We start from the raw sequence: 20446 nt of genomic DNA, 5'->3' as shown, positions 1-20446 counted from the left end.
AGCGGCGGTCACCGACATCGAGTGCGGAAGGGGACGTCTAGTCCTGCGTGCGATGCGGGTCGATCACGGGCACCGAGGCGAGGAGGCGACGCGTGTAGGCCGCCTGCGGCTGGAGCAGCACCTTCTCGGTGGGGCCCTCCTCGACGATGCGCCCCTCGGTCATCACGATGACCTCGTCGCAGAGGTTCTGGACCACGCCGATGTCATGCGAGACCAGCAGCAGCGTCATCCCCTGTTCCGCACGCAGACGGCGCAAGACCTCGAGGATCTGCGCCCGCACCGTCACATCGAGCGCCGACAGCGGCTCGTCGCCGACGAGGATCGCCGGGCGGTGCGCGATCGCGCGGGCGAGCGCGATGCGTTGGCGCTGACCCCCCGAGAACTCGTGCGGGTAGCGCTCCGCCGCGTCGGCATCCAGTCCGACGTCCGACAGCACCTCGTGGACGCGCGCGCGGCGGTCGCCGGGAATGTCGAGCGCCCACAGGGGCTCAGCGATGATGCGGCCGACGCTCATGCGGGGATCGAGCGAGGCGTACGGGTCCTGGAAGACGATGCCGGTCCGTCGGCGGAGCCAGTGCAGGCTGCGAGCCGACGCGCGGGCGTCCACGGGACGCCCGTCGATCGTCACCGTTCCCGTCGAGGGCGTGTCGAGGCCCAGGAGGAGCCGCACGAGGGTCGACTTGCCCGACCCCGATTCGCCGATGATCCCCAGCGCCGAGCCCGAGCGGACATCGACGTCCACGTCGTCGAGCGCGACGGTCTCGCGTCGTGGCGCACCCGCACCGCCGGCGCGCACCCGATAGCGCTTGCTCAGGCCGCGCGCCGAGATGAGCACCTCGCCTGTCATGCGTCTCCCTCCGGCCGCCAGACCGTGGCCGTCGCGTCGCGGAGCAGGCCACGGGTGACCTCCGACTGCGGAGCGGTGAGCAGGTCGGCGACCGTGCCGTCCTCGACGACGCGACCATGCTCGAGCACGACCGCCTCCGACGCGACCTGAGACAGCACGGCGAGGTCGTGGGTGATGAACAGCAGCGACATCCCGTCGTTCTCGACCAGCTCTCCCAGGAGCGCCAGGATCTCGGCCTGGATCGTCACGTCGAGCGCGGTCGTCGGCTCGTCGGCGATGAGCAGGCGCGGCCGAGCGGCCAGGGCCATGGCGATCGCCACCCGCTGGCGCTGGCCGCCCGAGAGCTGATGCGGGTAGCGGCGCAGCGCGCCCTCGGGGAGCCTCACCCGATCAGCATCGGCCTGAGCCCGTGCGAGAGCCTCACGCCGGCCGGCGCGGCCGTGGATGCGCAGGGGCTCCGCGACCTGCCGGCCCACCGTCCGCAGCGGGTTCAGGGCGGTCTGAGGCTCCTGGAAGACGATGCCGATCTGCTCGCCGCGGAGAGCGGCCAGCTCGCGGTCCGGCAGGCCGATCAGCTCCCGCCCGTTCCACCGGATGCTGCCCTCGACCTCGGCGCCGTCGGGAAGCAGCCCGAGCACAGCCAGGGCGGTCAGCGACTTGCCCGACCCCGATTCCCCAATGAGCCCGACCCGCGCGCCGTCGGCGACGCCGAACGACACGTCGTCGACCACGCGGCGCCCGTCGAGCACGACCGACAGGCCCTCGACCTCGAGACTCATGCGACCACCGCCGGAGTATGCGATGCGGCGGGGGAGCGCCGCCGGGCGAGCGTCGGGTCGGTCGCCTCGCGCAGACCGTCGCCGAGGAGGTTGAGTCCCAGCACGGTGATCGTGATCGCGAGCCCCGGCCACACGACGCTCAGCGGATGCGCCGTCAGGTACGTCTGCAGCTCGCTCAGCAGCAGCCCCCACGAGGGCTGCGTGGGGGGAGCGCCGAAACCGAGGTAGCTCAGGCCCGCCTCGGCGAGGACCGCGACCGCCATGCCCCACGACAGCTGCACGATGAAGACGGGCGCGACGTTCGGGAGCAGGTGGCGCAGGGCGATCTGCGACGGCGTGAGGCCGTTGGCGCGCGCCGCGAGCACGAAATCGCTGTGCAGCGTGCGGCGCAGCTCCGGCCGGGTGACGCGCGCGATGTTGACGCCGAATCCGATGCCGACGGAGATGACGACCACCCACAGTGAGCCACCCCACACCGCCGAGATCATCATCGCGATCAGCAGCACGGGAAAAGCGATCAGGATGTCGACGAGCACGGCGACGACCTCGCGGGTCCAGCGGCGGGTGAGCGCGCCGAGGCAGGCGAGTGCGATACCGATCAGCGTGGCGACGACGCCCGCGCCTGCGGCGACGAGGACCGTCGTGCGCGCCCCCGCGATCAGCAGCGAGAGGATGTCGCGACCCGACGCGTCGGTGCCGAGCAGATGCGGCCAGCTCGGCGGGCTCCACCGCGCCGGGATGTCCACCCGCTGCGGGTCGAACGGGGTCCAGACGAGCGAGACCGCGGCCACGACCCCGATGGTGACGACCACGATGAGCCCGAAACGGCCGGCAGGAAGCGACCACAGTCGCCGCAGCCACGGCATCCGGTCGTTCATGAGGCCTCCCGCTGTCTCGGATCCAGACCGCGATGCACGAGGTCGACGATGAAACCGACGACGAGAACGACCGCCGTGAGCGCGAGGAGCTCGCCCTGGACCTTCGGCAGATCGCGCAGGCCGACATCCGAGACCAGCATCCGGCCGATACCCGGCAGGGTGAACAGCTGCTCGATCACGACCGCTCCCACGACGATGCCCGCGACCTGCAGGCCCAGGACGCTGATGATCGACAGGCCGACCGTCGGCAGGCCGTGGCGAAGCAGCGCGGCACGGCGCGTGAGTCCCTTGGCAGCTGCGGTGCGGACGAAATCCTGCCCCATCGCCGAGAGCGTGGCGCTGCGGACGAACCGCATCAGCATCGCGCCCTCGACGACGCCGATGGTGACCGCGGGAAGGATCAGTGCGGCGAAGGCCCGCGCCGGGTCGCCCCACCCGCCGCGCGGGAAGCCCTGCGCGGGCAGCCAGCCAAGCCAGATCGCGAACACGACGACCAGCATCATGCCCGCCCAGACCACGGGTACGGCGGCGATCGCCTGCGCGCCGAACGAGAGCGCCGTGCCGTCGGCGCGGCCGCGACGGATGGCCGCGATCACGCCGAAGGGAAGCGCGATGATCAGTGCGACGAACATCGACATGAGCCCGAGGGGAACGGTGACCTGAGCCTTGGCGGCGAGCTCCGCCGCGACGGGCGAGCCCGTCACCAGCGACGTGCCGAGGTCGCCGCGCAGCAGCCCCGACACCCACTCGAGGTACTGCGTAGGCAACGGCACGTCGAGACCGAGGCGTTCACGCAGCGCCGCGACCTGCTCCGGCGTGGAGTTGGTTCCGGCGATCTGCTGCGCGACATCGCCGGGCAGAACCCGCAACGTCACGAAGATCAGCACGCTGGCGACGACCAGACCCAGCAACAGCAGGGCCAGTCGCGTCAGCGCGTAACGGATCACCCGTCGCTCTTGGCGATCTCGGCGAGGTTGATGCGCGCGTTCACGTTGTCGACGGGCATACCCGAGACGTTCGTGGCGACCGCGACCACTGAAGCCCAGTTGTAGAGCCAATCGGCGGCGTGGTCCTCGGACACGATCCGCGCGGCCTTCTTCAGGAGGTCATCGGCGGACTGCTCGTCCGTCGCGAGCAGCGACTGCGCGTAGAGATCCTGCACCTCGGCGTTGTCGTAGGTGAAGTAGTAGTCGGGATTCGCCCAGTTCTCGAAGTCGCGCGGCTCGGCGTGGTTGACGACGCTGAGCTCGTAGTCCTTATTGGTGTACACGTCGCTGAGCCAGGTGCCGAAGTCGACGGGGTTGACCTTGAGGTCGATCCCGACGTCGTTGAAGTTGGAGACCAGGATCTGCGGGAGCGTCGTGCCGTAGGCCGACGGGATGGTCAGGGTCAGCGCGAGATCGCTGACGCCGGCCTCACTCAGCAGCGCCCGGGCTGCCTCAGGGTCGTAGGAGACGACATCCGAGAGGTCCTCGTATCCGGGGTCGGCCTCGGGGATCGGACCGTAGAGCGTCTGCCCTGCACCGACGGCCTCGACGATCGCGTCGTGGTCGATGGCGGTTCGGATCGCCTCGCGCACCCGGACATCAGCCAGGGGCCCCGACGTGGAGTTCATCGCGAGCACGCTCTTATCGGTCGCGCTGCCGGTCTCGACGACGAAGTCGCCGCCGCCCTCGACCTGATCGGCGAGGTTCGCGTCGAAGCCGACGACGACGTCGATCTCGCCGGCGAGAGCGGCGTTGATGGCTGCTTGGTTGTCGGGGATGAAGTCGAACGTGACGTCGGCTACCTGAGCCGCATCCCCCCAGTACGCCTCGTTCCGCTCGAGCGTCAGGCTGGCGCCCTGGCGCCAGTTCGCCAGCCGGAAGGGCCCGGTGCCGTTGGCGGCGGTGTTGTAGTCGACGGTGTCGCCTTCTTTGAGGATGATCCCCGCGCGGCCCGTGAGGTTCCACAGCAGCGACGAGTCGGGCTGCGACAGCGTCAGCACGATCTTCTGCCCGTCGGCGGTGACCGACGTGACGTTGGCGAGTCGTTCGCTGTCCGCCCATTCGGCGGTGGCCTGCCGGGTGGTCAGCGACGAGACGACATCCTGAGGCGTGAGGGGCTGGCCGTCGTGGAAGGCGACTCCCTCACGCAACGTGAACGTGTAGGTCAAGCCGTCTGCGGAAACCTCGTGGGCGCTGGCGAGCGCGTCGACGATCTCGCCCTCCGCGGTGCGGGCGACGAGGCCCTGATAGACGTTGTCGATGAGCGTCTGATCGAGCGAGATGCCCGCGGTCTGCCGGATGTCGAGGTTCGAGGGCTCGAGCACCAGGCGGATGTTGACGCTGGCGTCCGGGTCAGGGGCGCCCATGGTGGCGGACGGCCCGGGCTCGGTCGACCCGGTGCAGCCGGCGAGGAGGAGGGTGCCTGCAGCCAGCAGTGCGGCGGCGGTCACGGTGGTGCGGCGGAGCATGTGGAGGAGGGTTCCTTTCGCAAGGGCGGTGGCATCGTTGCTGTCCGATGCGCGTCCGCGAACTCAGTGCGGCATACAGCCTAGGGTCCGCCACGACCGCGAGACGCATTCACCGACGTCCAGCGTCGCACGGCGACTCCCTATTTGCTCGGGAGCGTGCCGTGCGCAGGCTGAGCGCGGGCTGCGGGGCGGGTGAGACGGCCGCAGGCCGGTTGAGCCTGTCGGCGGTACGGCTTGGCCGGTGGAGCTCGCCGCAGGAGCGCAGACCGGGCCGATCTCCGCCGACCAGAGGCGCCCTCCAACCCGGCGATGCCCGCTGTTCGCGGGGTTCCGTCGCCAGGATGAACAGCTGAATCGCGCGACGCAGCTGGGTCACGTGCGCGTTGAGCCCGTCGGCGGCGCCGCAGCACGGCTTCGCCGCGGCGCCGCGGCCGTTGACAGGCTGAACAACCCTCCTGCGGCGCCCGGGTGCCCGTGACGTCGGCTCCGCCTGTTGACGGCACAAAGCCCGCAGTATGCGGGGGAGTCAGGCGGTGGCGGCGTCGCGGATGATGCGAGCGAGCTCGGTCGGGAGCTCCTCCTGCACGTTGTGGCCCGATTCCACCGTGACGATGCGCGCTGCGGGAAGGCGCTCGCCGAACCGATCGACGTCGGCGTCGGTCAGATAGCCCCGAGTGCCGCGTACGAGCGTGATGGGCGCCGCCACGTCCGCGAAGTCATCCCAGCCGGATGCCGCGAGGGCGGGCGCCAGCGCATCCTGCCGCTCGGATGCCGCGGCCGCGGCGCCGGGGTCGGCGGCGAGCCCGTTGGCGATGTGTGCGAAGTGGTGCTTCCACTCCACGCGGCCGTCATCGCGCACGCGCGAGTTGAGGAAGACGCCGCGCTCGGCCGCGGTGCGGTCTCCGCCGAGCCCGAACGACAGTGCACGCTCGACCATCTCCGCGCGAGAGGCCCAGCTGGTCGGTCCGGCGAAGAACCGCCGGATCTGCGACGCCGCTCCGGCGGGGTCGAGCCCGGGCGCGATGTCGACGATCACGAGGGCACGCACCAGCTCGGGGTGCGCTGCGGCGAGGGCCGCGGCCGTGAGGCCGCCGAGCGACTGCCCGACCACGACCTGCGGCGTCGCCGTCCACTGCTCGAGCGCCGGAGCGATGTCGGCCGCGAGCGTCCGTCCCGTGTAGTCGGCGTCGTCGCGCCACGCGGAGTCACCGTGTCCCGGCAGGTCGATCGCCAGCGCCGGCCGCCCGAGCGCGAGGACGGTGCGATCCCACGTATGGGCGTTGAGGCCGGCCCCGTGAAGAAGGGTGACCTCGGGCTCGCCGTCGCCGAGTCGGAGCGCGCTGACCGGTCGCCCGTCAGGGGCGAAGGTGAACAGCCGCTCGGCCGCGGGTGTCGGAACGCCGGCCTCAGCGGCCTGGACGGGCAGGAACGAGAACTCGTCGAACGTGTCGTCGTGCACGGTGATCCTTCGCATCGGGGAGGGACCATTCTCCCGCGACGGGGGAGGGCGGTGGATAGGGTTGACGCATGAATCCGGAGCGGCGCATCCATCTCGCCAAGGCGGCTCGTCCGGCCTACGACGCGCTCGACGCGTTCGCCCGCACGGTCGGGACCATCGCGCAGGATGCCGGCATCGACGAGCGTCTGAAAGAGCTCGCGCTCGTCCACAGCTCGCAGCTCAACGGCTGCGCCTACTGCGTGCGTGTGCATGTGGGTCGGGCGGTGGCTGCCGGTGTGACGGCCGACGAGATCGCCCAGCTCGCCACCTGGCGCGAGTCGGGGGTCTTCGACGAACGCGAGCGTACGGCTCTCGAGCTCGCCGAGGCGTATGTGCACATCGCCGACGAGGGCGTCTCGGACGAGCTGTACGACCGCGTGGGCGGGGTCTTCTCCGAGGCGGAGTACGTCGCGCTGAGCTGGCTCTTCATCTCGATCAACGCGTTCAATCGCCTGACGATCGCGGGCCGGTACCCCGTGCCGCCGCTCCCGCGTCCCGGCGGATGAGCGGCGCGGCATCGCTGTCGGTGCCGGGAGCCCTGAACTTCCGCGACACCGGCGGCCTGCGGGCGGGAAACACCTCGACACGATCGGGCGTGCTCTACCGTTCGGGCAACCTCTTCCGCGTCGACGACGCCGGGCGCCGCGCTCTCGGCGCGCTCGGGCTGCGTCGCATCATCGACCTGCGCGACGACGACGAGGTGCGCTCCGAGCCCACGGTGCTCGGAGATCTCTCCATCGAGACCCAGCGGGTGCCGCTGTTCCTGGGGTCGGTCGCCTCGCTGTTCCGCGCCGACATGTCGCTCGAGTCGATGTATCGCTCGCTCATCGACGACTCGGCTCCGCGCGTGCTCGAGGTCGTCCGCGGGGTCATCGCCGATCAGCCGGTGCTCGTGCACTGCACGATCGGCAAGGACCGCACCGGAGTGACGATCGCGATGATCCTCGCGGCAGCGGGAGTGGACGAGGATGCCGTCGTCGACGACTACGCCCGCACGGAGACGTTGCTGCCGGCCGAGCGCAACGCGCCGATCCTCGCGTATCTCCGCGCGCACCACCCCGACGCCCCGCAGCTGGTCGACCTGGCCACGCGGTCGCCCGCGCCGGTGATGCGCGGGCTCCTGGCCGACCTGCGCGAGCGATTCGGTTCCCCGGCCGACTACCTCCGGTCGCACGGACTCGCCGACGACGAGCTCGCCGAGCTGCGCCGCATCATCCTGATGTGAGACCTCGGGGGGCCGTCCGGTTTCGGCTACGTAGGTAAGGCATGCCTACACCGCGGGTATAGTGGAGTCATCATGACCGAGCTCCACAGCGCCGCCGCCTGCCGCGCCTCGAAGCACGTCCGGGTGCAGCACCTGGTGACGGCCGACGAGCACTCGCTCGCCGAGCTCGAGGCGCTCCTCGCCACCCTGCCGCTGTGCTCGACCGGCCGGGTCTTCATCGAGGTGCCCGACGCCGCCTGGATCGGCACCGTGTCGGCGCCGGCCCGCATGGTCGTGACCTGGCTCGACCGTTCACGCCGAACCGGTGCTCCGGGTTCGGGCCGGGGCTGCGGGTCGGGCGAGGCGCTCTCTCGCGCGGTCACCGCGTGGGCCGACGAGATGCTGTGCACGGATGCCGCGAAGGCGACGCGCGTGCACCTGCTGGGCGGGTTCCTCGGCACGGTCGACATCGTCGATCACCTCACCGCGCGCTGCGGAATGACCGCCGCGTCAATTCACACGCCCGAGCGCTTCGGGCTCGCGACCGCCCGCTGAGGTCCGTCAGCGGCTCTTGGCGCGCCGGGGGATGTAGTTGCCGTCGGCCAGTCCCGCGTCGATCTCGAATCGGTTGCGCAGGGGATCGCGGCCCGCGATCAGGTAGAGCAACGGCATGAGGAGCCCGTATCGCCGCCACTGCCGAGCGTGCACGGCCTCGTGCGTGAGGATCCGCTCGCTCGGTTCACGGTCGCCGGTCAGGAAGCACGACCCGACGCAGACGCCCCCGCGGCCGAACGTCCATTCCGGCATCCCGCGGAAGACCCACAGCCCCTGACGTCGCTCGACGCGGCCGGTCGACCACAGCGTGCCCCAGACGAACCCGAAGGCGGTGCCCGCCCGGGCGCCGAACTCGCTGACGGGGGAGTCCAGCAGCATCCGGGGGATGAGCCGGTCCACCGCCGCGCCTCGCGCGACCGCCGCGTCGGCTCGCTGCCGCCATCCGGCGGGCGGGATCCGGACGCTGCTCACGCCAGAGCCCCGACGACCCGCAGCACGGAGCCCATGTCGTCCACGACGGCCTCGGGATGCGGCGGAGCGAACCCGGAGACGGACGCTCCGGCGAACGAGAACCGCCCGCGCAGGATGCCGATCGCGTTGGTGAGGGTTGGGATGTCGATTCCGAACGGCACGGCCGCGCTCACACCCGTGATCGCCGCGGGGTCGAGGACGTCGAGATCGACGTGAACGTAGACCGAGCCGGCGCCGGTGGCAGCGACCGCGTCCGCCAGACGGGCGGGATCGGCCAGATCGTCGACGCCGAGATGCGTCAGACCCGCGATCTTCGCCGCATCGGTCTCTGCGTCGTCGAACTCGCGGGCGCCCGCAAGGACGATGCGATCGGCGGGCACCGCGGCATCCGGTGACAACGGGGTCGTCTCGAACACCGCGCGCAGGGCCATCCCCGCGAACGCACCCGAGGAGGACGATTCGGGGGTATGCAGGTCGGCGTGCGCGTCGAACCAGACGACGGCCATGTCGGGATGCAGCGCGGCCGCATGCGCGATCGCCGGCACGGCCACTCCGCAGTCGCCGCCGACGACCAGCACGTGGCCGCTCGGGCTCGCGCCGTCCGCGGCACCGTCGGCCTCGGTGAGGGCGGCCGTGACCAGGTCGCGGGTGCGCTGGAGCGAGCTGAACCGCCGGATGCCGCTGCCGAGCGCCTCGCCGGCCTCGATCGGCACGTCGACCCGGACGGTCGCGCTGCGCGGGAGGTCGCCCGCGATCGCGTCAGCGCCGTCGATCAGCGTCATCGATCGAGTTGAGGGCGAGCCCTGCCATTGCGGGACCACGATGAATCGGGTCATTCCTTCGTCCTTCGTCGGGCGTTCTCAGCGGTTCGAGCGTCGACGCCCGGGCGGCAGAGCCGGCCCGGGCGTCGACATCGGCACTCAGCGCTCGATGGCGCCGGCGGCTCCGCCCGTCTTCAGCGCGGCGAGTCGCGCCTCCACCTCGGTGAGCTGGCCCACGTCCTCGAGGCTCTCGAACTGCGCGTCGAGGCTCGAGGCGGCGAGTTCCTGCTTGCCGGCGGCGAGCGCCTCCTGGCGGCGGACCTTGTCTTCGAAGCGTCCGAGCTCGCTCGTCGGGTCGAGTACGTCGATCGACTTGACGGCGTCGTGGACGCGGTTCTGCGCCTCGGCAGTCTTCGCGCGCGCGAGCAGCTCGGAGCGCTTCGCGCGGAGCTGGTCGAGCTTGACCTTCATGCCGTTGAGGCCGTCCTTGAGCTTCTCGACGACCTCGGTCTGGGTCGCGATCGTCGGCGCGATGGTCCGGGCCTCGTTCTCCTCGCTGATCTGACGCTGCAGCGCGACCTTCGCGAGGTTGTCGAACTTGTCGGCGTCGGCGGTGTTGCCCACCGCGCGCAGCTCGTCGGCCTTCCGGCTCGCGGCGAGGGCCTTGTTGCCCCACTCTGCCGCGGCCTGGACATCCTCCTGGTGGTCGCGCTCGAGCAGGCGCAGGTTGCCGATCGTCTCGGCGATCGCCGACTCCGCGTCGGCGATCGAGTTGGTGTAGTCCCGCACGAGCTGGTCGAGCATCTTCTGCGGGTCCTCGGCCTGGTCGAGGAGGGCGTTGATGTTCGCCTTCACGAGCGTCGAGATGCGACCGAAGATGGACTGCTTTGCCATCGGGGTTCCTTTCGTGGGTGGTCGGGAAGAGGGAGAAGTCGTCAGAATCGGCCGCCGCCGCGCCGAGAGCGGCCGCCACCGAACCCGCCGCCGCCGCTGCGACCGCGTGAACCGCCGCCGAACCCGCCGCGCGAGCCGTTGAAGCCGCCGCCGAAGCCGCTGCCGCCGAAGCCCGACGAGCGGCGTCCGGACGACCCGCCCCCGAGGAGCGAGTTCAGCACCATGCCGCCGATCATGGCACCCATCATGCCGTTCGAGTTCGATCCGGGGGAGCCAGTTGCGAAGCCGCCGACATCGGTGCGTGCCGCGTCGATCGCGAGTCCGCTCAGCTGCGTCGCACGTGTTGCGTCGGCCAGCGCGCGCTCGGGGTCGATCTGCGCGGTCGCCTCCGCCCGGTCGAGCGACGCGCGAGCTTCGGCGACTCGCGTGCGGGCCGTCGCCCCGACGGCTCCGCGTCGCGTGCCGATGTAATCCTCGGCGGCCGATACTTGCGCCCGGGCCTGCTGCAGCTGGTGTTCGAGCGTCTGTCGCGCGCGGGCGGCTCGCTGCGCGGCATCCCGGGCTCCGGCGAGCGCGGCGTCGATCGCCGAGTTCGCGCCCAGCAGCGTGGACAACGCGGCCTGCGGGCGACGGTGCTCGCCGGTCAGCTGGGAACGGGCGGCGTCGATGTGCTGCCGGGTGGCCGACGCGACCGCGGCGAGCGTGCCGTCGGGATCGGGTACGCCGACCGCTGCCGCAACGTCCTGTTCGAGGTCCGTGATGAGCGCCGCAGCATCGCGCTCGGCGGTGGCGAGATCCACGGCGACCTTCTCGACCGCGGCCTCCAGCTGAGCGGCCTGCGCGACGGCTCCTTCGGCGGCACGCAATGACACGGCCGCCGCAGCGCCGTCGCCCGCGGCGATCGCACGCTGCGCCGTCGCGAGCTGCTCGTCGGCGTAGTCGAGGCGGCTGCGCGCCTGCTCGGGGTTGTCGCCGATGGTGGCGAGTTCCTCGGGGGCGTAGGCCGATCGAAGCCGCTCGAGAGAGGCGACCGCCCCGTCGAGCCCGGTTCCGGCGGCGCCGCGTTCCTGCTGGATGCGAACGAGCGCTTCGGGGGCGTTCTGCTCGAGGTCGCGCAGACGGTCGAACTCCTCGGCGCGCGCGTCGAGCTCGGAGTCGGCGTGCGCGCACAGCTCGAGGATGCGGGTGTGGATCACGCGGACGTCCGCCTCGGTGTCGGGCTGATCGTCGTCGAGGCGCTGCTGCAGCGTGAACGCCTCGTCGAGGTCTCGGCGTGCCTGCGCCAGGGTCTCGGCGAAAGCGGTTGCCGCCTCGTCGCCGAACTGCGCCGTCGCGAAGCCGAGCTCCTGCTCGCTCGTCCGGATGGCGTCGTCGGCTGCCACGAGCGCGCTGGCGGAGCGCCGGGCGAGCTCCTCGATCGGCTCGGCGGCCGCGCCACGGGCGGAGCCGGGGCCGGCGCCCGCCCGACGACGGCGCACCAGGACGACGATGACGGCGATCACGGCACCGACCGCGAGAATTCCGAGGACGATCGTCAGGCCCGACATGCCCGAGCCGCCCGTCGCGCCGCCGGATCCGCCGCCGGATCCACCGACCGCCGCCGCGAGTCCGCCGGCGGCGGCGAACGCGGCGCCGCCCCAATCCTCCGACCGGAGCTCTGGAAGGATGTCGCGCGTCTCGATGTCGCCGAGCGTCTCGCCGTCGACGGGGCCGTTGGTGTCGCCCGACAGGTAGAAGTTGCGCTGCTCGGTCGCGATCGCCAGTACATACTGGTCCACGCCGAGGCCGCCGCGCTCGGCGACCGCGTTGGCCCAGCCCTCGGCGTCGGACGGGCTGGTGAACGCGTCGACGTACACGACCCACAGGTCGATGCCCGCCTCCGAGCTCAACGCGGTGAGCCTCTCGTCGACGGCACGCTCTTCGCCTGGAGTCAGCGCGTCGGCCTGATCCACGACGCGTCCCGAGCCGAGGTCGACCGGGTCGGTCGCCCAGGCCGCGGCGGAACCGCCCGCGACGAACATCAGGCTCGCCAGGATCGAGAGCGTCACCGCTCGGAGCACGCGCATCCGTTCCCCTTCCGAGGTCGGAGGACCGGCCTCGTCTCCACTCTATTGAGGGCGTCGTGCCTGAGCCTATGCCGGGACTGTGAATCAGCGGCCAGCGGAATCGCGGCGCGGATACCCGGCGACGGGAACGGCCGCGGTTACGCTGACCCGCGGCCCGACGGGGCGCGAGGCGGGAGGAACCATGGACGACAGATACGGCACCGATGTGCTCGCAGCCGGATGGCGCGATGCCGGACGCAAGGTGGTGCCGGAGGTGCCCGCCGATCCCGATCTCGTCGTCGAGGTGGCGGCCGACGGCTACTGCGGAGCGGTCGTGGCCGTCCGCGGCGGGAACGTGGAACTCGAGGACCGCCTCGGCAAGGTGCGTCTGTTCCCGCTCGGGGGCGGCTTCCTCGTCGACGGCGAGCCCGTCAAGCTCGTCGCTCCGAAGGCCGCACAGCCCGCGGGTCGGCTGCGTACCGCTTCGGGGTCGTTCGTCGCGCCGCAGCAACGGGCGCGCGTGGCACGCGCGTCGCGCATCCTGGTCGAGGGACGACACGACGCCGAACTCGTCGAGAAGGTCTGGGGCGCCGACCTCCGCGTCGAGGGCGTCGTGGTCGAGTACCTGCAGGGGATCGACCTGCTGGAGGACCTCCTCCGAGACGAGCCGCCCTCTGCCGAGCGTCGCTACGGGGTGCTCGTGGACCATCTGGTCGCGGGCTCGAAGGAGACCCGCATCGCGGAGCAGATCCTGCGTGGTCCGCACGGTGCCCACCTCAGGATCGTCGGGCACCCCCACATCGACGTCTGGCAGTGCGTGCGCCCCGAGGCCGTCGGCATCCGCGCGTGGCCGCAGGTGCCGCGCGGCATCGAGTGGAAGACCGGCGTCTGCCGGGCGCTCGGCTGGCCCGCCGAGGACCAGGCCGACATCGCGCATGCCTGGCAGCGCATTCTCGGATCGGTTCGGACGTACCGCGACCTGGATCCTGCGCTGCTGGGCCGGGTCGAGGAGCTCATCGATTTCGTCACGGCCTGACGCCCCAGGTCCGCTCGGCGCACCTCCCGTCGCTCGATACCCTGGACTCATGCCGCAGACCGACGCGCCCGACACCGGTGACGAACCCCGCTACCGCGAGCGGCCCGTGTCGTTCGCCCGCCGCAGCGGGCGGATGAGCGACGGACAGGAGCGCGCCTGGAACCAGCTCGGCGACTTCTACAACGTCCCCGTCGAACGGGATCAGGCTGTGCTGAGCGTCCGGCCGGGCTCGGAGGTCGACCCCGCCGCGCTGTTCGGTCGCAGCGCGCCGCTCGTGGTCGAGATCGGCTCGGGCCAGGGGCACGCGATCGTCGCGGCTGCGCAGGCCGCGCCGGAGACGGATTTCCTCGCCGTGGAGGTGTTTCGGGCGGGGCTCGCCCGCACCATGCTCGACGCCGATCGTGCGGGCGTGCGGAACCTCCGCCTCGTCGAAGCGAACGCGCCCGAGGTACTCGAGCACCTGCTGCCCGCGGCATCCGTCGACGAGCTCTGGATCTTCTTCTCCGACCCGTGGCACAAGACGCGTCACACGAAGCGGCGCCTCATCTCGCCCGACTTCACGCCGCTGGCGGCGCGGGCGCTCAAGCCCGGGGGCGTGCTCCGACTCGCGACCGACTGGGAGGACTACGCGCGCCAGATGCGCGAGGTGATGGGGGATGCCGCGGGCTTCGTCCCCGACTTCGAGGATGACTGGGCGCCGCGTTTCGAGGGCCGCGTGATGACGGCCTTCGAGCGGAAGGGCATCGCCAAGGGGCGCGACATCCGCGACCTCGCCTATCGCCGTACCGACGCGGTCTGACGGAGGGCGGACGCCGTGAAGACGCACCCGGGACTGGCCGCCCGCCCCGTCGTCTCGGCGAGCACCGTGCCCGCCCTTCTGGTCTGCCTGGCGGCGCCGGCGTTCTTCGTGCTGCTGCAGCCCTGGCTCGGGTGGACGCTGCTGGTCCTGGGGCTCGTCTCGGCTCTCGGCGTCGACCGCTGGCGGGTGGGTGAGGAGACGCGGCCCTCGCTGGCGCGCGATCTCTCCCTGATCGCCCTCGGTCTCGTCGTCGTGAGCCTCATCGACCTGAAGGCCGAGCTCGACAACCTCGCGATGCTGCGTTTCACCCTCGCGCTGGGCGGGGCGGTGCTGCTGCCGTACCTCGTCTCGCGCTTCGTGTATCGCGATCACGCCATCCGCTTCCCCTGGCGCGGCGGAGGGCGCTGGACCACCTTCCAGTGGGTCTGGCTCGCCGCGGTCCTCGTGCTCGGCTGGCTGATCCTGCCGTTCTACTTCATCACGTCGGGCGTTTACACCAACTGGCCCGTCGTCGACACCCCCGACCTCATCGCGCGCCTCTTCGTCGGCGTCGGCGCCGTAGGCATCTGGGACGAACTGTTCTTCATCTGCACCTGCTTCGCGCTGCTCCGGCGGCACTTCGCCGATGTCTCGGCCAACGTCCTGCAGACGATCGTGTTCGTCTCATTCCTCTGGGAGCTCGGCTACCGCGCCTGGGGACCGGTGCTGACCATCCCGTTCGCGCTCTTGCAGGGCTACATCTTCCTGCGCACGCGGTCGCTCACCTACGTCGTGACGGTGCACCTTCTCTTCGACGCGGTCGTCTTCGGCGTGCTCGTCCACGCGCACAATCCGGGTCTCCTCGACGCGCTGTTCCTCGTCCCGGCGCCCTGACCCGCGGCTACGCTGGGTCGCGGGGCCCCGACGCGGGGCCCGCGGACGAGGGAGCAGTACCCGCAACGGACAAGACTGACTCGGACAGGTCTGTCATGGCATGGGTGATCCTGATCGCAGCCGGCGTCCTCGAGGCGGTATGGGCTGCCGCGCTCGCGGCATCCGAGGGATTCCGCCGCAAACGGCCCGCGTCGCTCTTCGTCGTCGCGCTCGCCGCGAGCATGGCGGGCCTCGCATACGCGATGACCGAGCTGCCGACCGGCACCGCCTACGCCGTCTGGGTCGGGGTCGGAGCGACGCTCACTGTCGTGTGGGCGATGGTGACCCGTCGCGAGCGCGCGTCGACCGCGCGCATCCTCCTGCTTCTGCTCCTGGTCGCCTGCGTCGTCGGCCTCAAGGTGGTGAGCTGACATGACGCGTGCATGGACGATCCTGCTCGCCAGCGCGGTCTGCGAGGCTGTCTGGGCGACGGCCCTGGGCGAATCGGACGGGCTACGCGACCCCGTGCCGAGTGTCGTGTTCGCCATCGGTCTGCTGCTCAGCATGCTCGGGCTCGGACGCGCTATGAAGCACATTCCGATCGGTACGGCCTACGCGGTCTGGGTGGGGGTGGGCGCGGCGCTGACCGTGACCTGGTCGATCGCGACGGGCGCTGAGGCGTTCGCTCCGGGCAAGGTGGTCTTCATCGCCGGCATCGTGGTCGCTGTCATCGGCTTGAAGCTCGTTCCGGCCACGAGCAGGACTGCGGCGCGAGGGTCACAGCCGAGCGAGGAGCGCGGGACCGAAGACGAGAGCGGCGGCGATCGGCACGACGAGCGCCGCTAGGGCGATGATGCCGAGGATGGCGATGTTGCCCAGGATCGAGCCGAGCAGGGCGCGACCGCGGCCAGCGGCGAGGTGGATGCGGTCGAGGGGAGAGAGGGGAGCGGCGGTCACAGTTCGACGCTACGAAGCGGTGGCCCTGCGACGCGTCGGTCGATCGGCTGAGAAGCATCCCCCTGCGGGATGATCCGTGCCTCACGTGTGTCAATACCCTCGGTCCGCGCCGGCTCGGTGCGTAGCGTCGCGGTCACGCAACGACGAGAGGACGAACACATGAGTGACCGAGAGCGTCCCGACATCCCCGGCGACGACATCGAGACCGGAACCGCCACCGGCGGGGCATCGGCCTTTCCGGGGGCTCCGAGCGCGGCGCCCGACGAGCCCGCACCGGAGGGCCATGGTGGAGATGCCGACACGACGACCGATGGCGACGGTCAGCCGCTCGAGAACCCCTCGGGCGGTTGAGGGGTCGCGCGACTGTCGCGCATCGAGTCGGCTGTCAAGACGGCGACCGAGGGCTGGTCCCGGTGCGAGCCTGGACCCACGGATGACGACCACGCCAGATCGAAGGAGAAACGATGAGTGACAACGAAGACCCCCGCGCGATCCTGGCGGAGCTGCTGCCCGAGTTCCGGTTCGCCATGGTGACGACGGTCGACGAATCGGGGAAGCTCACAGCGCGCCCGCTGACGGTGCAGGAGGCCGAGTTCGACGGAGACCTCTGGTTCGTCGTCGACCGCGGATCGTCCGTCGCGACGCACGTGGCCTCGCGGGCCGCCGTCGGCGTCGCCCTCAGCAAGGACGACGCGTGGGTCTCGCTCGCCGGTGAGGCGACCATCGTCGACGACCGCGCTCGCCTCGAACACTACTGGTCGAGCACTCTCGAGGCCTGGTTCCCCGACGGCCCGGACGACCCCAGCATCACGCTGCTGCGGGTCGACGCGATCTCGGGGGAGTACTGGAGCAGTGCCGGCGGACGCATCGCGACCGCCATCGGCCTGATCAAGTCGAAGATCACCGGTGAGACCTATGAGGGCCGCAACGAGAAGCTGGACCTCTGAGTCTTCGGGCCTCTACGCCACGATGGGCCGTCGCCGCTGCTGCGGGACGGCCCATCGTCGTCGAGCGGAGCAGGCCTACTTCGCGAGGAAGGCGAGCAGGGCGTCGTTGAACTCGCGGGCGTGGCTCACGTTGAGGCCATGAGGTGCGTCTTCGATGAGCGCCAGCTCACTGCCCGGAAGCTGCTCGTGGGTCCGCTTGCCCGAGCCTTCGAAGGGGACGGTGCCGTCGCCGTCGCCGTGGATGATCAGCGCGGGCACGGTCACCGCGGCCAGATCGCGGCGGAAGTCGGTCGTCGCCCACGCCTCCATCGACTTCAGTGCCGCGTGGTGGTCGGCCTGGCGCGCGAGCGCGAGGGCCTCCTGGCGCTGCTCCTCCGTGACCTTGAGCTCGCCGTCGACGGAGAAGAAGGCGGTCGTGAAGCCGTCGTAGAAGGTCGCTTCATCCGCGCGGAGGCCGTTCTCCATTTCGTCGGCGGCCTCCTGTGTGAGCGGGCCCTCCGGGTTATCGGGCGTCTGCGCGAGGTACGGCGGCACCGCGGCGGCGAACACGACGCTCCGCAGCCGATCCTGGCCGTGATTGGCGACATAACGGGCGACTTCGCCGCCTCCCATCGAGAAGCCGACCAGGGTCACGTCGCGCAGGTCGAGGGTGTCGAGGACGGATGCCAGGTCCTGAGCGAACGTGTTGTAGTCGTAGCCCGAGCGAGGCTTGTCGCTGCGCCCGAAGCCGCGGCGGTCGTAGGCGACGACGCGGTACCCGGCGGCGGTGAGCGCGGGAATCTGCTCGGACCACGATTCCGCTGACAGCGGCCAGCCGTGGATCAGCACGACCGGGCGACCCGATCCGCCGGTGTCGTCGACGTGCAGCTCGATGTCGTTGAAGAGGCCCTTGTGGGCGGTGATCTCAGTCATGCCCACATCGTCATCGCTTCCGAAGCGTTTTTCGAGCAGTTGACGGTTCTCGGAGCCGAGGCTAGGCGCCCGCGGCAGACTGGAGGAATGAGGTCGGCGTGATGTCCGGGGGAGCCCGTGCCGGAAGGTGACAGCGTCTTCCGCATGGCAGCCCGGCTCCGGCCTCAGGTCGTGGATCGGACGATCTCGTCCGGAGAACTGCGCTCTGGCCCGGCGGCCGGGACATCCCTCGCCGGTTGGCGGATCGCTGGGCTCGAGACCCGGGGCAAACATCTGATCACCTGGCTGGATCCCGATTTCGCACTCCACACGCATCTTCTGATGCAGGGGTCGTGGACGGTCACCCGTTCGGGGCGCGTCGTTCCCGTGCGCGTGCAGCCGGCCGTGCGTGTGCGAGCCGAGTTGGACGACGGCGCGACGCTGTGGGGCATCGACATGCCCGTCGTCGAACTGCTGCGCGCGAACGGCGTCGCGACTGCGCTCGGTCACCTGGGGCCGGACCCGCTGCGCGACGACTGGGATGCCGTCGAGGCCCTTCGGCGGCTCGATGCTCGTCCGGATCGGACGTTCGCCGGCGCTCTGCTCGATCAGCGCAACATCGCGGGTCTGGGGAACCTCTGGGTGAACGAACTCGCGTTCCTCTCGGGTGTCCACCCGTTCGACCCCATTGCGACCGCTGACCTCGAGTCGCTCGTCGCCCGTGCCGCGCGCGCTCTGCGCTTCTCCGCGACAGTGCCCGGTATGTATCAGGTGACCACCGGCACCGCGCGTCGGGGGAGCGCGCACTGGGTGACCGGCCGCGCCGGCAAACCGTGCCTCAGGTGCGGGACGCGCATCCTCGTGCGCGCCGAGGTCGCGGGCGATTCGGAACAGCGGCGCACGTGGTGGTGTCCCGCCTGCCAGCCGCGTCGAAGCTGACGGATCAGCCGGCCGGCGCTGCTCCGCGCTGGCGCTGCAGACTAGGGGCCGGTTCGACGGAGTCGACCGCATCTTGCATCCGCGAGAGGAAGTCGATCACGGCCGCGGTCGCCTCGGGCGTGGTCTCGTCGGCCACCTGATGCATACGGTCGTGCATGGCCGACAGTGTGGAACGGACCTCGTCGTCTGCGCGTTCCGTCGGTTCGAGATAGACGCTGCGCCGGTCGCTCGGATGCGGCACGCGACGAAGGTAGCCGGCGGACTCGAGGCGGTCGAGAAGGCTCGTCGTGCTGGCCGTGGAGATGCCGAGGTACTTAGCGACGTCCCCGGGCTTCACGGGAACGTTGCGCGACTGCGCGCGCAGAAGCTGACGGATGACCAGCAGCTCGTTCTCTCCCATCGACATCGACTCGCGCGTGCGGCGTCGCATCGCCGCCTCGGCCGCTTGGTAGAGACGCAACGCCTCGAGCGCGCTGGTCGCGCGCTGACGATCGTCGTTGTAGAAGAAGCCGCTCATCTGCACACCTCCGCGGTCCTGGCTGATGCGTTTTACCTTACCAGATATCTAACTTGACGAGATACTTTCCCAACTAGTAGCGTTCCCAACAAGTCATCCAGCATCTGTGAGGAGCAACAATGGGCCAGCTGTTCTACGGCAACGCGTCCGAGTCGATCGAGATCCCGGACCGCCTGCTCGCGCACCTCAAGGTGCTGACCGCGACCAAGCTCCGCCGCTCCGAGAGCTTCACGCTCACCTGGCGTCACGGCGCCGACATCGCGGCGGGGCGTCAGACCATCTGGCTGCAGCCCGCGATCCCGCTCCGCTTCGTCTTCGGCGGGGCGGAGATGGAAAAGCTCGACTCGGCGCTGCTCACCGAGATGGCACGGGCGGCAACTTCCTCCACCGGCCTCGTCGTCGACTTCGCGGACTTCGACGCGGCTCCTGCTGCCCCGATCGCCGCTGCTCCCGCCGCTGCCGAGAGCATCGCAACCGCTCCGAGCGCGCTGGCGACGGCAGCATGACCCTGCTCGAGCGCGCCCCCGAAGCGCCGCGCATCCTCACCGCCCGAACGATCACCTGGTCGACGGTCGCCCCCGGTTTCTACGTCGCCTCCACCGACGGGGAGTTCGTCGGATCCGTCGACACCTCTTCTGACGGGCACTTCATCGCGTTCGACGGTCAGGCCACCCCCATCGGCCGCTTCGCAACGCTGAAGGAAGCGCAGCACTCGCTTCTGACGACCGAGGCGCCCGGAAACCGGGCTCGGAAGTCCCGCGCACGTCGTCATCTGCGGATGACGGCCACCGCCTCGGGCGCTGTCGCGGGCGCACTCGCCCTGACCGCCGGAGCACTGGCTCCGTTCATCTGAGACCGGACGGCATCGGCCGTCGCCGAAGAGAAGGAGAACGCCATGAGCAACGATGACACCCGTCGCGAGACCGACGAGAACGCTTACGAGGGACCCGACGTCGAGGTCTCCACGGCCGACACCGACGGCGACGGTACGCGCGAGCCGGGAGGTCTCGGCAAGGACGGCACCATCCCGAGCAACCCGGACGGCGTCGCGGCCGGACACACCGGAACCGCCTCGACTTTCGAACCGGAAGAAGACGAGAAGTCCTGACCCGATCGATGTG

The 20446-nt window shown here is 70.6% G+C and carries 27 protein-coding genes and 1 riboswitch; of the genes, 14 read left to right on the top strand and 13 right to left on the bottom strand.

Features of this window, described 5'->3' with window-relative positions; all coding sequences use genetic code 11:
* Positions 1-37: 37 nt before the first annotated feature.
* The 6 genes from ACLBWJ_RS14020 to ACLBWJ_RS13995 form a co-directional block, all read right to left on the bottom strand.
* The gene (locus ACLBWJ_RS14020) at positions 38-847 is read right to left on the bottom strand and encodes an ABC transporter ATP-binding protein (protein WP_269267780.1); all 810 of its coding nucleotides are present in this window, start codon (positions 845-847) and stop codon (positions 38-40) included.
* Entirely contained in the window at positions 844-1626 is a 783-nt protein-coding gene (locus ACLBWJ_RS14015; protein ID WP_274178835.1) for an ATP-binding cassette domain-containing protein, read from the bottom strand. The genes ACLBWJ_RS14020 and ACLBWJ_RS14015 overlap by 4 nt, the downstream gene beginning before the upstream one ends.
* The gene (locus ACLBWJ_RS14010) at positions 1623-2504 is read right to left on the bottom strand and encodes an ABC transporter permease (protein WP_323986298.1); all 882 of its coding nucleotides are present in this window, start codon (positions 2502-2504) and stop codon (positions 1623-1625) included. Before ACLBWJ_RS14010 ends, ACLBWJ_RS14015 begins: the two co-directional genes overlap by 4 nt.
* Positions 2501-3451, bottom strand: a complete 951-nt coding sequence (locus ACLBWJ_RS14005; RefSeq protein ID WP_274178833.1) for an ABC transporter permease — start codon at positions 3449-3451, stop codon at positions 2501-2503. Before ACLBWJ_RS14005 ends, ACLBWJ_RS14010 begins: the two co-directional genes overlap by 4 nt.
* On the bottom strand, positions 3448-4959 hold the full coding sequence (locus tag ACLBWJ_RS14000) for an ABC transporter substrate-binding protein (protein ID WP_447660565.1): 1512 nt from the start codon (positions 4957-4959) through the stop codon (positions 3448-3450). The genes ACLBWJ_RS14005 and ACLBWJ_RS14000 overlap by 4 nt, the downstream gene beginning before the upstream one ends.
* 526 nt (positions 4960-5485) lie before the next feature.
* Complete coding sequence (locus ACLBWJ_RS13995) at positions 5486-6433, bottom strand: alpha/beta fold hydrolase (RefSeq protein ID WP_439117195.1); 948 nt, start codon at positions 6431-6433, stop codon at positions 5486-5488.
* A gap of 53 nt (positions 6434-6486) precedes the next feature.
* On the opposite strand from ACLBWJ_RS13995, the gene ACLBWJ_RS13990 reads away from it, so the two are divergent.
* From ACLBWJ_RS13990 to ACLBWJ_RS13980, 3 genes are all read left to right on the top strand, one after another.
* Complete coding sequence (locus ACLBWJ_RS13990; protein WP_274178830.1) at positions 6487-6963, top strand: carboxymuconolactone decarboxylase family protein; 477 nt, start codon at positions 6487-6489, stop codon at positions 6961-6963.
* A complete protein-coding gene (locus ACLBWJ_RS13985; RefSeq protein WP_274178829.1) occupies positions 6960-7682 on the top strand; it encodes a tyrosine-protein phosphatase in 723 nt (240 codons plus the stop codon). Before ACLBWJ_RS13990 ends, ACLBWJ_RS13985 begins: the two co-directional genes overlap by 4 nt.
* A gap of 72 nt (positions 7683-7754) precedes the next feature.
* The gene (locus tag ACLBWJ_RS13980) at positions 7755-8216 is read left to right on the top strand and encodes an SIP domain-containing protein (protein ID WP_354450097.1); all 462 of its coding nucleotides are present in this window, start codon (positions 7755-7757) and stop codon (positions 8214-8216) included.
* 6 nt (positions 8217-8222) lie between these two features.
* Here ACLBWJ_RS13980 and ACLBWJ_RS13975 read toward each other — a convergent pair whose 3' ends face one another.
* The 4 genes from ACLBWJ_RS13975 to ACLBWJ_RS13960 all read right to left on the bottom strand — a co-directional run bounded on the left by ACLBWJ_RS13975 (position 8223) and on the right by ACLBWJ_RS13960 (position 12408).
* Positions 8223-8687 carry a Fe-S oxidoreductase gene (locus ACLBWJ_RS13975; RefSeq protein ID WP_404568746.1) on the bottom strand — a complete coding sequence of 155 codons (465 nt, stop codon included), beginning with the start codon at positions 8685-8687 and terminating at the stop codon, positions 8223-8225.
* Positions 8684-9523: an arginase family protein gene (locus tag ACLBWJ_RS13970; RefSeq protein WP_404568745.1), complete on the bottom strand. Its 840-nt coding sequence runs from the start codon at positions 9521-9523 to the stop codon at positions 8684-8686. The genes ACLBWJ_RS13975 and ACLBWJ_RS13970 overlap by 4 nt, the downstream gene beginning before the upstream one ends.
* Before the next feature lie 84 nt (positions 9524-9607).
* On the bottom strand, positions 9608-10342 hold the full coding sequence (locus tag ACLBWJ_RS13965) for a PspA/IM30 family protein (RefSeq protein WP_112617301.1): 735 nt from the start codon (positions 10340-10342) through the stop codon (positions 9608-9610).
* 41 nt (positions 10343-10383) lie between these two features.
* Positions 10384-12408: a TPM domain-containing protein gene (locus tag ACLBWJ_RS13960; RefSeq protein WP_447660564.1), complete on the bottom strand. Its 2025-nt coding sequence runs from the start codon at positions 12406-12408 to the stop codon at positions 10384-10386.
* 181 nt (positions 12409-12589) lie between these two features.
* Between ACLBWJ_RS13960 and ACLBWJ_RS13955 the strand changes: the two genes are divergently transcribed.
* From ACLBWJ_RS13955 to ACLBWJ_RS13935, 5 genes are all read left to right on the top strand, one after another.
* Positions 12590-13423 (top strand): DUF3097 domain-containing protein, encoded by an 834-nt coding sequence (locus tag ACLBWJ_RS13955; RefSeq protein ID WP_269267769.1) that lies wholly within the window; start codon positions 12590-12592, stop codon positions 13421-13423.
* 49 nt (positions 13424-13472) lie between these two features.
* Positions 13473-14222 carry a tRNA (guanosine(46)-N7)-methyltransferase TrmB gene (trmB, locus tag ACLBWJ_RS13950; RefSeq protein ID WP_112617298.1) on the top strand — a complete coding sequence of 250 codons (750 nt, stop codon included), beginning with the start codon at positions 13473-13475 and terminating at the stop codon, positions 14220-14222.
* Between the two features lie 15 nt (positions 14223-14237).
* On the top strand, positions 14238-15095 hold the full coding sequence (locus tag ACLBWJ_RS13945; RefSeq protein ID WP_274178823.1) for a CPBP family intramembrane glutamic endopeptidase: 858 nt from the start codon (positions 14238-14240) through the stop codon (positions 15093-15095).
* 19 nt (positions 15096-15114) lie between these two features.
* Positions 15115-15180, top strand: a riboswitch (guanidine-III (ykkC-III) riboswitch).
* Between the two features lie 10 nt (positions 15181-15190).
* Positions 15191-15505 carry a DMT family transporter gene (locus ACLBWJ_RS13940; protein ID WP_114588482.1) on the top strand — a complete coding sequence of 105 codons (315 nt, stop codon included), beginning with the start codon at positions 15191-15193 and terminating at the stop codon, positions 15503-15505.
* Between the two features lies 1 nt (position 15506).
* On the top strand, positions 15507-15920 hold the full coding sequence (locus tag ACLBWJ_RS13935; RefSeq protein ID WP_274178822.1) for a DMT family transporter: 414 nt from the start codon (positions 15507-15509) through the stop codon (positions 15918-15920).
* Here the strand turns inward: ACLBWJ_RS13935 and ACLBWJ_RS13930 are convergent.
* Positions 15852-16031: a hypothetical protein gene (locus tag ACLBWJ_RS13930; RefSeq protein WP_112617295.1), complete on the bottom strand. Its 180-nt coding sequence runs from the start codon at positions 16029-16031 to the stop codon at positions 15852-15854. The genes ACLBWJ_RS13935 and ACLBWJ_RS13930 overlap by 69 nt on opposite strands.
* A gap of 159 nt (positions 16032-16190) precedes the next feature.
* Between ACLBWJ_RS13930 and ACLBWJ_RS13925 the strand changes: the two genes are divergently transcribed.
* Both ACLBWJ_RS13925 and ACLBWJ_RS13920 read left to right on the top strand, forming a co-directional pair.
* Positions 16191-16382 (top strand): hypothetical protein, encoded by a 192-nt coding sequence (locus tag ACLBWJ_RS13925; RefSeq protein ID WP_274178821.1) that lies wholly within the window; start codon positions 16191-16193, stop codon positions 16380-16382.
* Positions 16383-16495: 113 nt separating this feature from the next.
* Complete coding sequence (locus tag ACLBWJ_RS13920; protein ID WP_404568742.1) at positions 16496-16978, top strand: pyridoxamine 5'-phosphate oxidase family protein; 483 nt, start codon at positions 16496-16498, stop codon at positions 16976-16978.
* A gap of 75 nt (positions 16979-17053) precedes the next feature.
* Here the strand turns inward: ACLBWJ_RS13920 and ACLBWJ_RS13915 are convergent, their stop codons facing one another.
* Entirely contained in the window at positions 17054-17890 is an 837-nt protein-coding gene (locus ACLBWJ_RS13915) for an alpha/beta fold hydrolase (protein WP_323986285.1), read from the bottom strand.
* A gap of 117 nt (positions 17891-18007) precedes the next feature.
* On the opposite strand from ACLBWJ_RS13915, the gene ACLBWJ_RS13910 reads away from it, so the two are divergent.
* A complete protein-coding gene (locus tag ACLBWJ_RS13910; protein ID WP_447660563.1) occupies positions 18008-18808 on the top strand; it encodes a DNA-formamidopyrimidine glycosylase family protein in 801 nt (266 codons plus the stop codon).
* A gap of 4 nt (positions 18809-18812) precedes the next feature.
* On the opposite strand, the gene ACLBWJ_RS13905 is transcribed toward ACLBWJ_RS13910, so the two are convergent.
* Complete coding sequence (locus ACLBWJ_RS13905) at positions 18813-19325, bottom strand: MarR family winged helix-turn-helix transcriptional regulator (protein WP_282501325.1); 513 nt, start codon at positions 19323-19325, stop codon at positions 18813-18815.
* 119 nt (positions 19326-19444) lie between these two features.
* Here ACLBWJ_RS13905 and ACLBWJ_RS13900 point away from each other — a divergent pair, with 119 nt between their 5' ends.
* From ACLBWJ_RS13900 to ACLBWJ_RS13890, 3 genes are read left to right on the top strand one after another with little or no spacing between them, the layout of a single operon-like run.
* Positions 19445-19831 (top strand): DUF7882 family protein, encoded by a 387-nt coding sequence (locus ACLBWJ_RS13900; RefSeq protein ID WP_274178816.1) that lies wholly within the window; start codon positions 19445-19447, stop codon positions 19829-19831.
* Positions 19828-20178: a peptide ABC transporter permease gene (locus ACLBWJ_RS13895; protein ID WP_274178815.1), complete on the top strand. Its 351-nt coding sequence runs from the start codon at positions 19828-19830 to the stop codon at positions 20176-20178. Before ACLBWJ_RS13900 ends, ACLBWJ_RS13895 begins: the two co-directional genes overlap by 4 nt.
* A 42-nt stretch (positions 20179-20220) precedes the next feature.
* Positions 20221-20433, top strand: a complete 213-nt coding sequence (locus tag ACLBWJ_RS13890; protein ID WP_114588477.1) for a hypothetical protein — start codon at positions 20221-20223, stop codon at positions 20431-20433.
* Positions 20434-20446 lie beyond the last annotated feature (13 nt).

Source organism: Microbacterium sp. M4A5_1d (assembly GCF_053345465.1).
The sequence above is the reverse complement of the archived record's forward strand: the minus strand, read 5'-3'. Positions and strand labels throughout refer to the sequence as shown.

Bases quoted from the DNA above. Each gene is read 5' to 3' on its own strand.
- ACLBWJ_RS13960 (WP_447660564.1), bottom strand. From the start codon at position 12,408: ATGCGCGTGCTCCGAGCGGTGACGCTCTCGATCCTGGCGAGCCTGATG.
- ACLBWJ_RS14015 (WP_274178835.1), bottom strand. From the start codon at position 1,626: ATGAGTCTCGAGGTCGAGGGCCTGTCGGTCGTGCTCGACGGGCGCCGC.
- ACLBWJ_RS13890 (WP_114588477.1), top strand. From the start codon at position 20,221: ATGAGCAACGATGACACCCGTCGCGAGACCGACGAGAACGCTTACGAG.
- ACLBWJ_RS13995 (WP_439117195.1), bottom strand. From the start codon at position 6,433: ATGCGAAGGATCACCGTGCACGACGACACGTTCGACGAGTTCTCGTTC.
- ACLBWJ_RS13990 (WP_274178830.1), top strand. From the start codon at position 6,487: ATGAATCCGGAGCGGCGCATCCATCTCGCCAAGGCGGCTCGTCCGGCC.
- trmB (WP_112617298.1), top strand. From the start codon at position 13,473: ATGCCGCAGACCGACGCGCCCGACACCGGTGACGAACCCCGCTACCGC.
- ACLBWJ_RS13915 (WP_323986285.1), bottom strand. From the start codon at position 17,890: ATGACTGAGATCACCGCCCACAAGGGCCTCTTCAACGACATCGAGCTG.
- ACLBWJ_RS13895 (WP_274178815.1), top strand. From the start codon at position 19,828: ATGACCCTGCTCGAGCGCGCCCCCGAAGCGCCGCGCATCCTCACCGCC.
- ACLBWJ_RS13965 (WP_112617301.1), bottom strand. From the start codon at position 10,342: ATGGCAAAGCAGTCCATCTTCGGTCGCATCTCGACGCTCGTGAAGGCG.
- ACLBWJ_RS14010 (WP_323986298.1), bottom strand. From the start codon at position 2,504: ATGAACGACCGGATGCCGTGGCTGCGGCGACTGTGGTCGCTTCCTGCC.
- ACLBWJ_RS13980 (WP_354450097.1), top strand. From the start codon at position 7,755: ATGACCGAGCTCCACAGCGCCGCCGCCTGCCGCGCCTCGAAGCACGTC.
- ACLBWJ_RS13985 (WP_274178829.1), top strand. From the start codon at position 6,960: ATGAGCGGCGCGGCATCGCTGTCGGTGCCGGGAGCCCTGAACTTCCGC.
- ACLBWJ_RS13935 (WP_274178822.1), top strand. From the start codon at position 15,507: ATGACGCGTGCATGGACGATCCTGCTCGCCAGCGCGGTCTGCGAGGCT.
- ACLBWJ_RS14000 (WP_447660565.1), bottom strand. From the start codon at position 4,959: ATGCTCCGCCGCACCACCGTGACCGCCGCCGCACTGCTGGCTGCAGGC.
- ACLBWJ_RS13970 (WP_404568745.1), bottom strand. From the start codon at position 9,523: ATGACCCGATTCATCGTGGTCCCGCAATGGCAGGGCTCGCCCTCAACT.
- ACLBWJ_RS13900 (WP_274178816.1), top strand. From the start codon at position 19,445: ATGGGCCAGCTGTTCTACGGCAACGCGTCCGAGTCGATCGAGATCCCG.
- ACLBWJ_RS13905 (WP_282501325.1), bottom strand. From the start codon at position 19,325: ATGAGCGGCTTCTTCTACAACGACGATCGTCAGCGCGCGACCAGCGCG.
- ACLBWJ_RS13925 (WP_274178821.1), top strand. From the start codon at position 16,191: ATGAGTGACCGAGAGCGTCCCGACATCCCCGGCGACGACATCGAGACC.
- ACLBWJ_RS14020 (WP_269267780.1), bottom strand. From the start codon at position 847: ATGACAGGCGAGGTGCTCATCTCGGCGCGCGGCCTGAGCAAGCGCTAT.
- ACLBWJ_RS13955 (WP_269267769.1), top strand. From the start codon at position 12,590: ATGGACGACAGATACGGCACCGATGTGCTCGCAGCCGGATGGCGCGAT.
- ACLBWJ_RS13940 (WP_114588482.1), top strand. From the start codon at position 15,191: ATGGCATGGGTGATCCTGATCGCAGCCGGCGTCCTCGAGGCGGTATGG.
- ACLBWJ_RS13920 (WP_404568742.1), top strand. From the start codon at position 16,496: ATGAGTGACAACGAAGACCCCCGCGCGATCCTGGCGGAGCTGCTGCCC.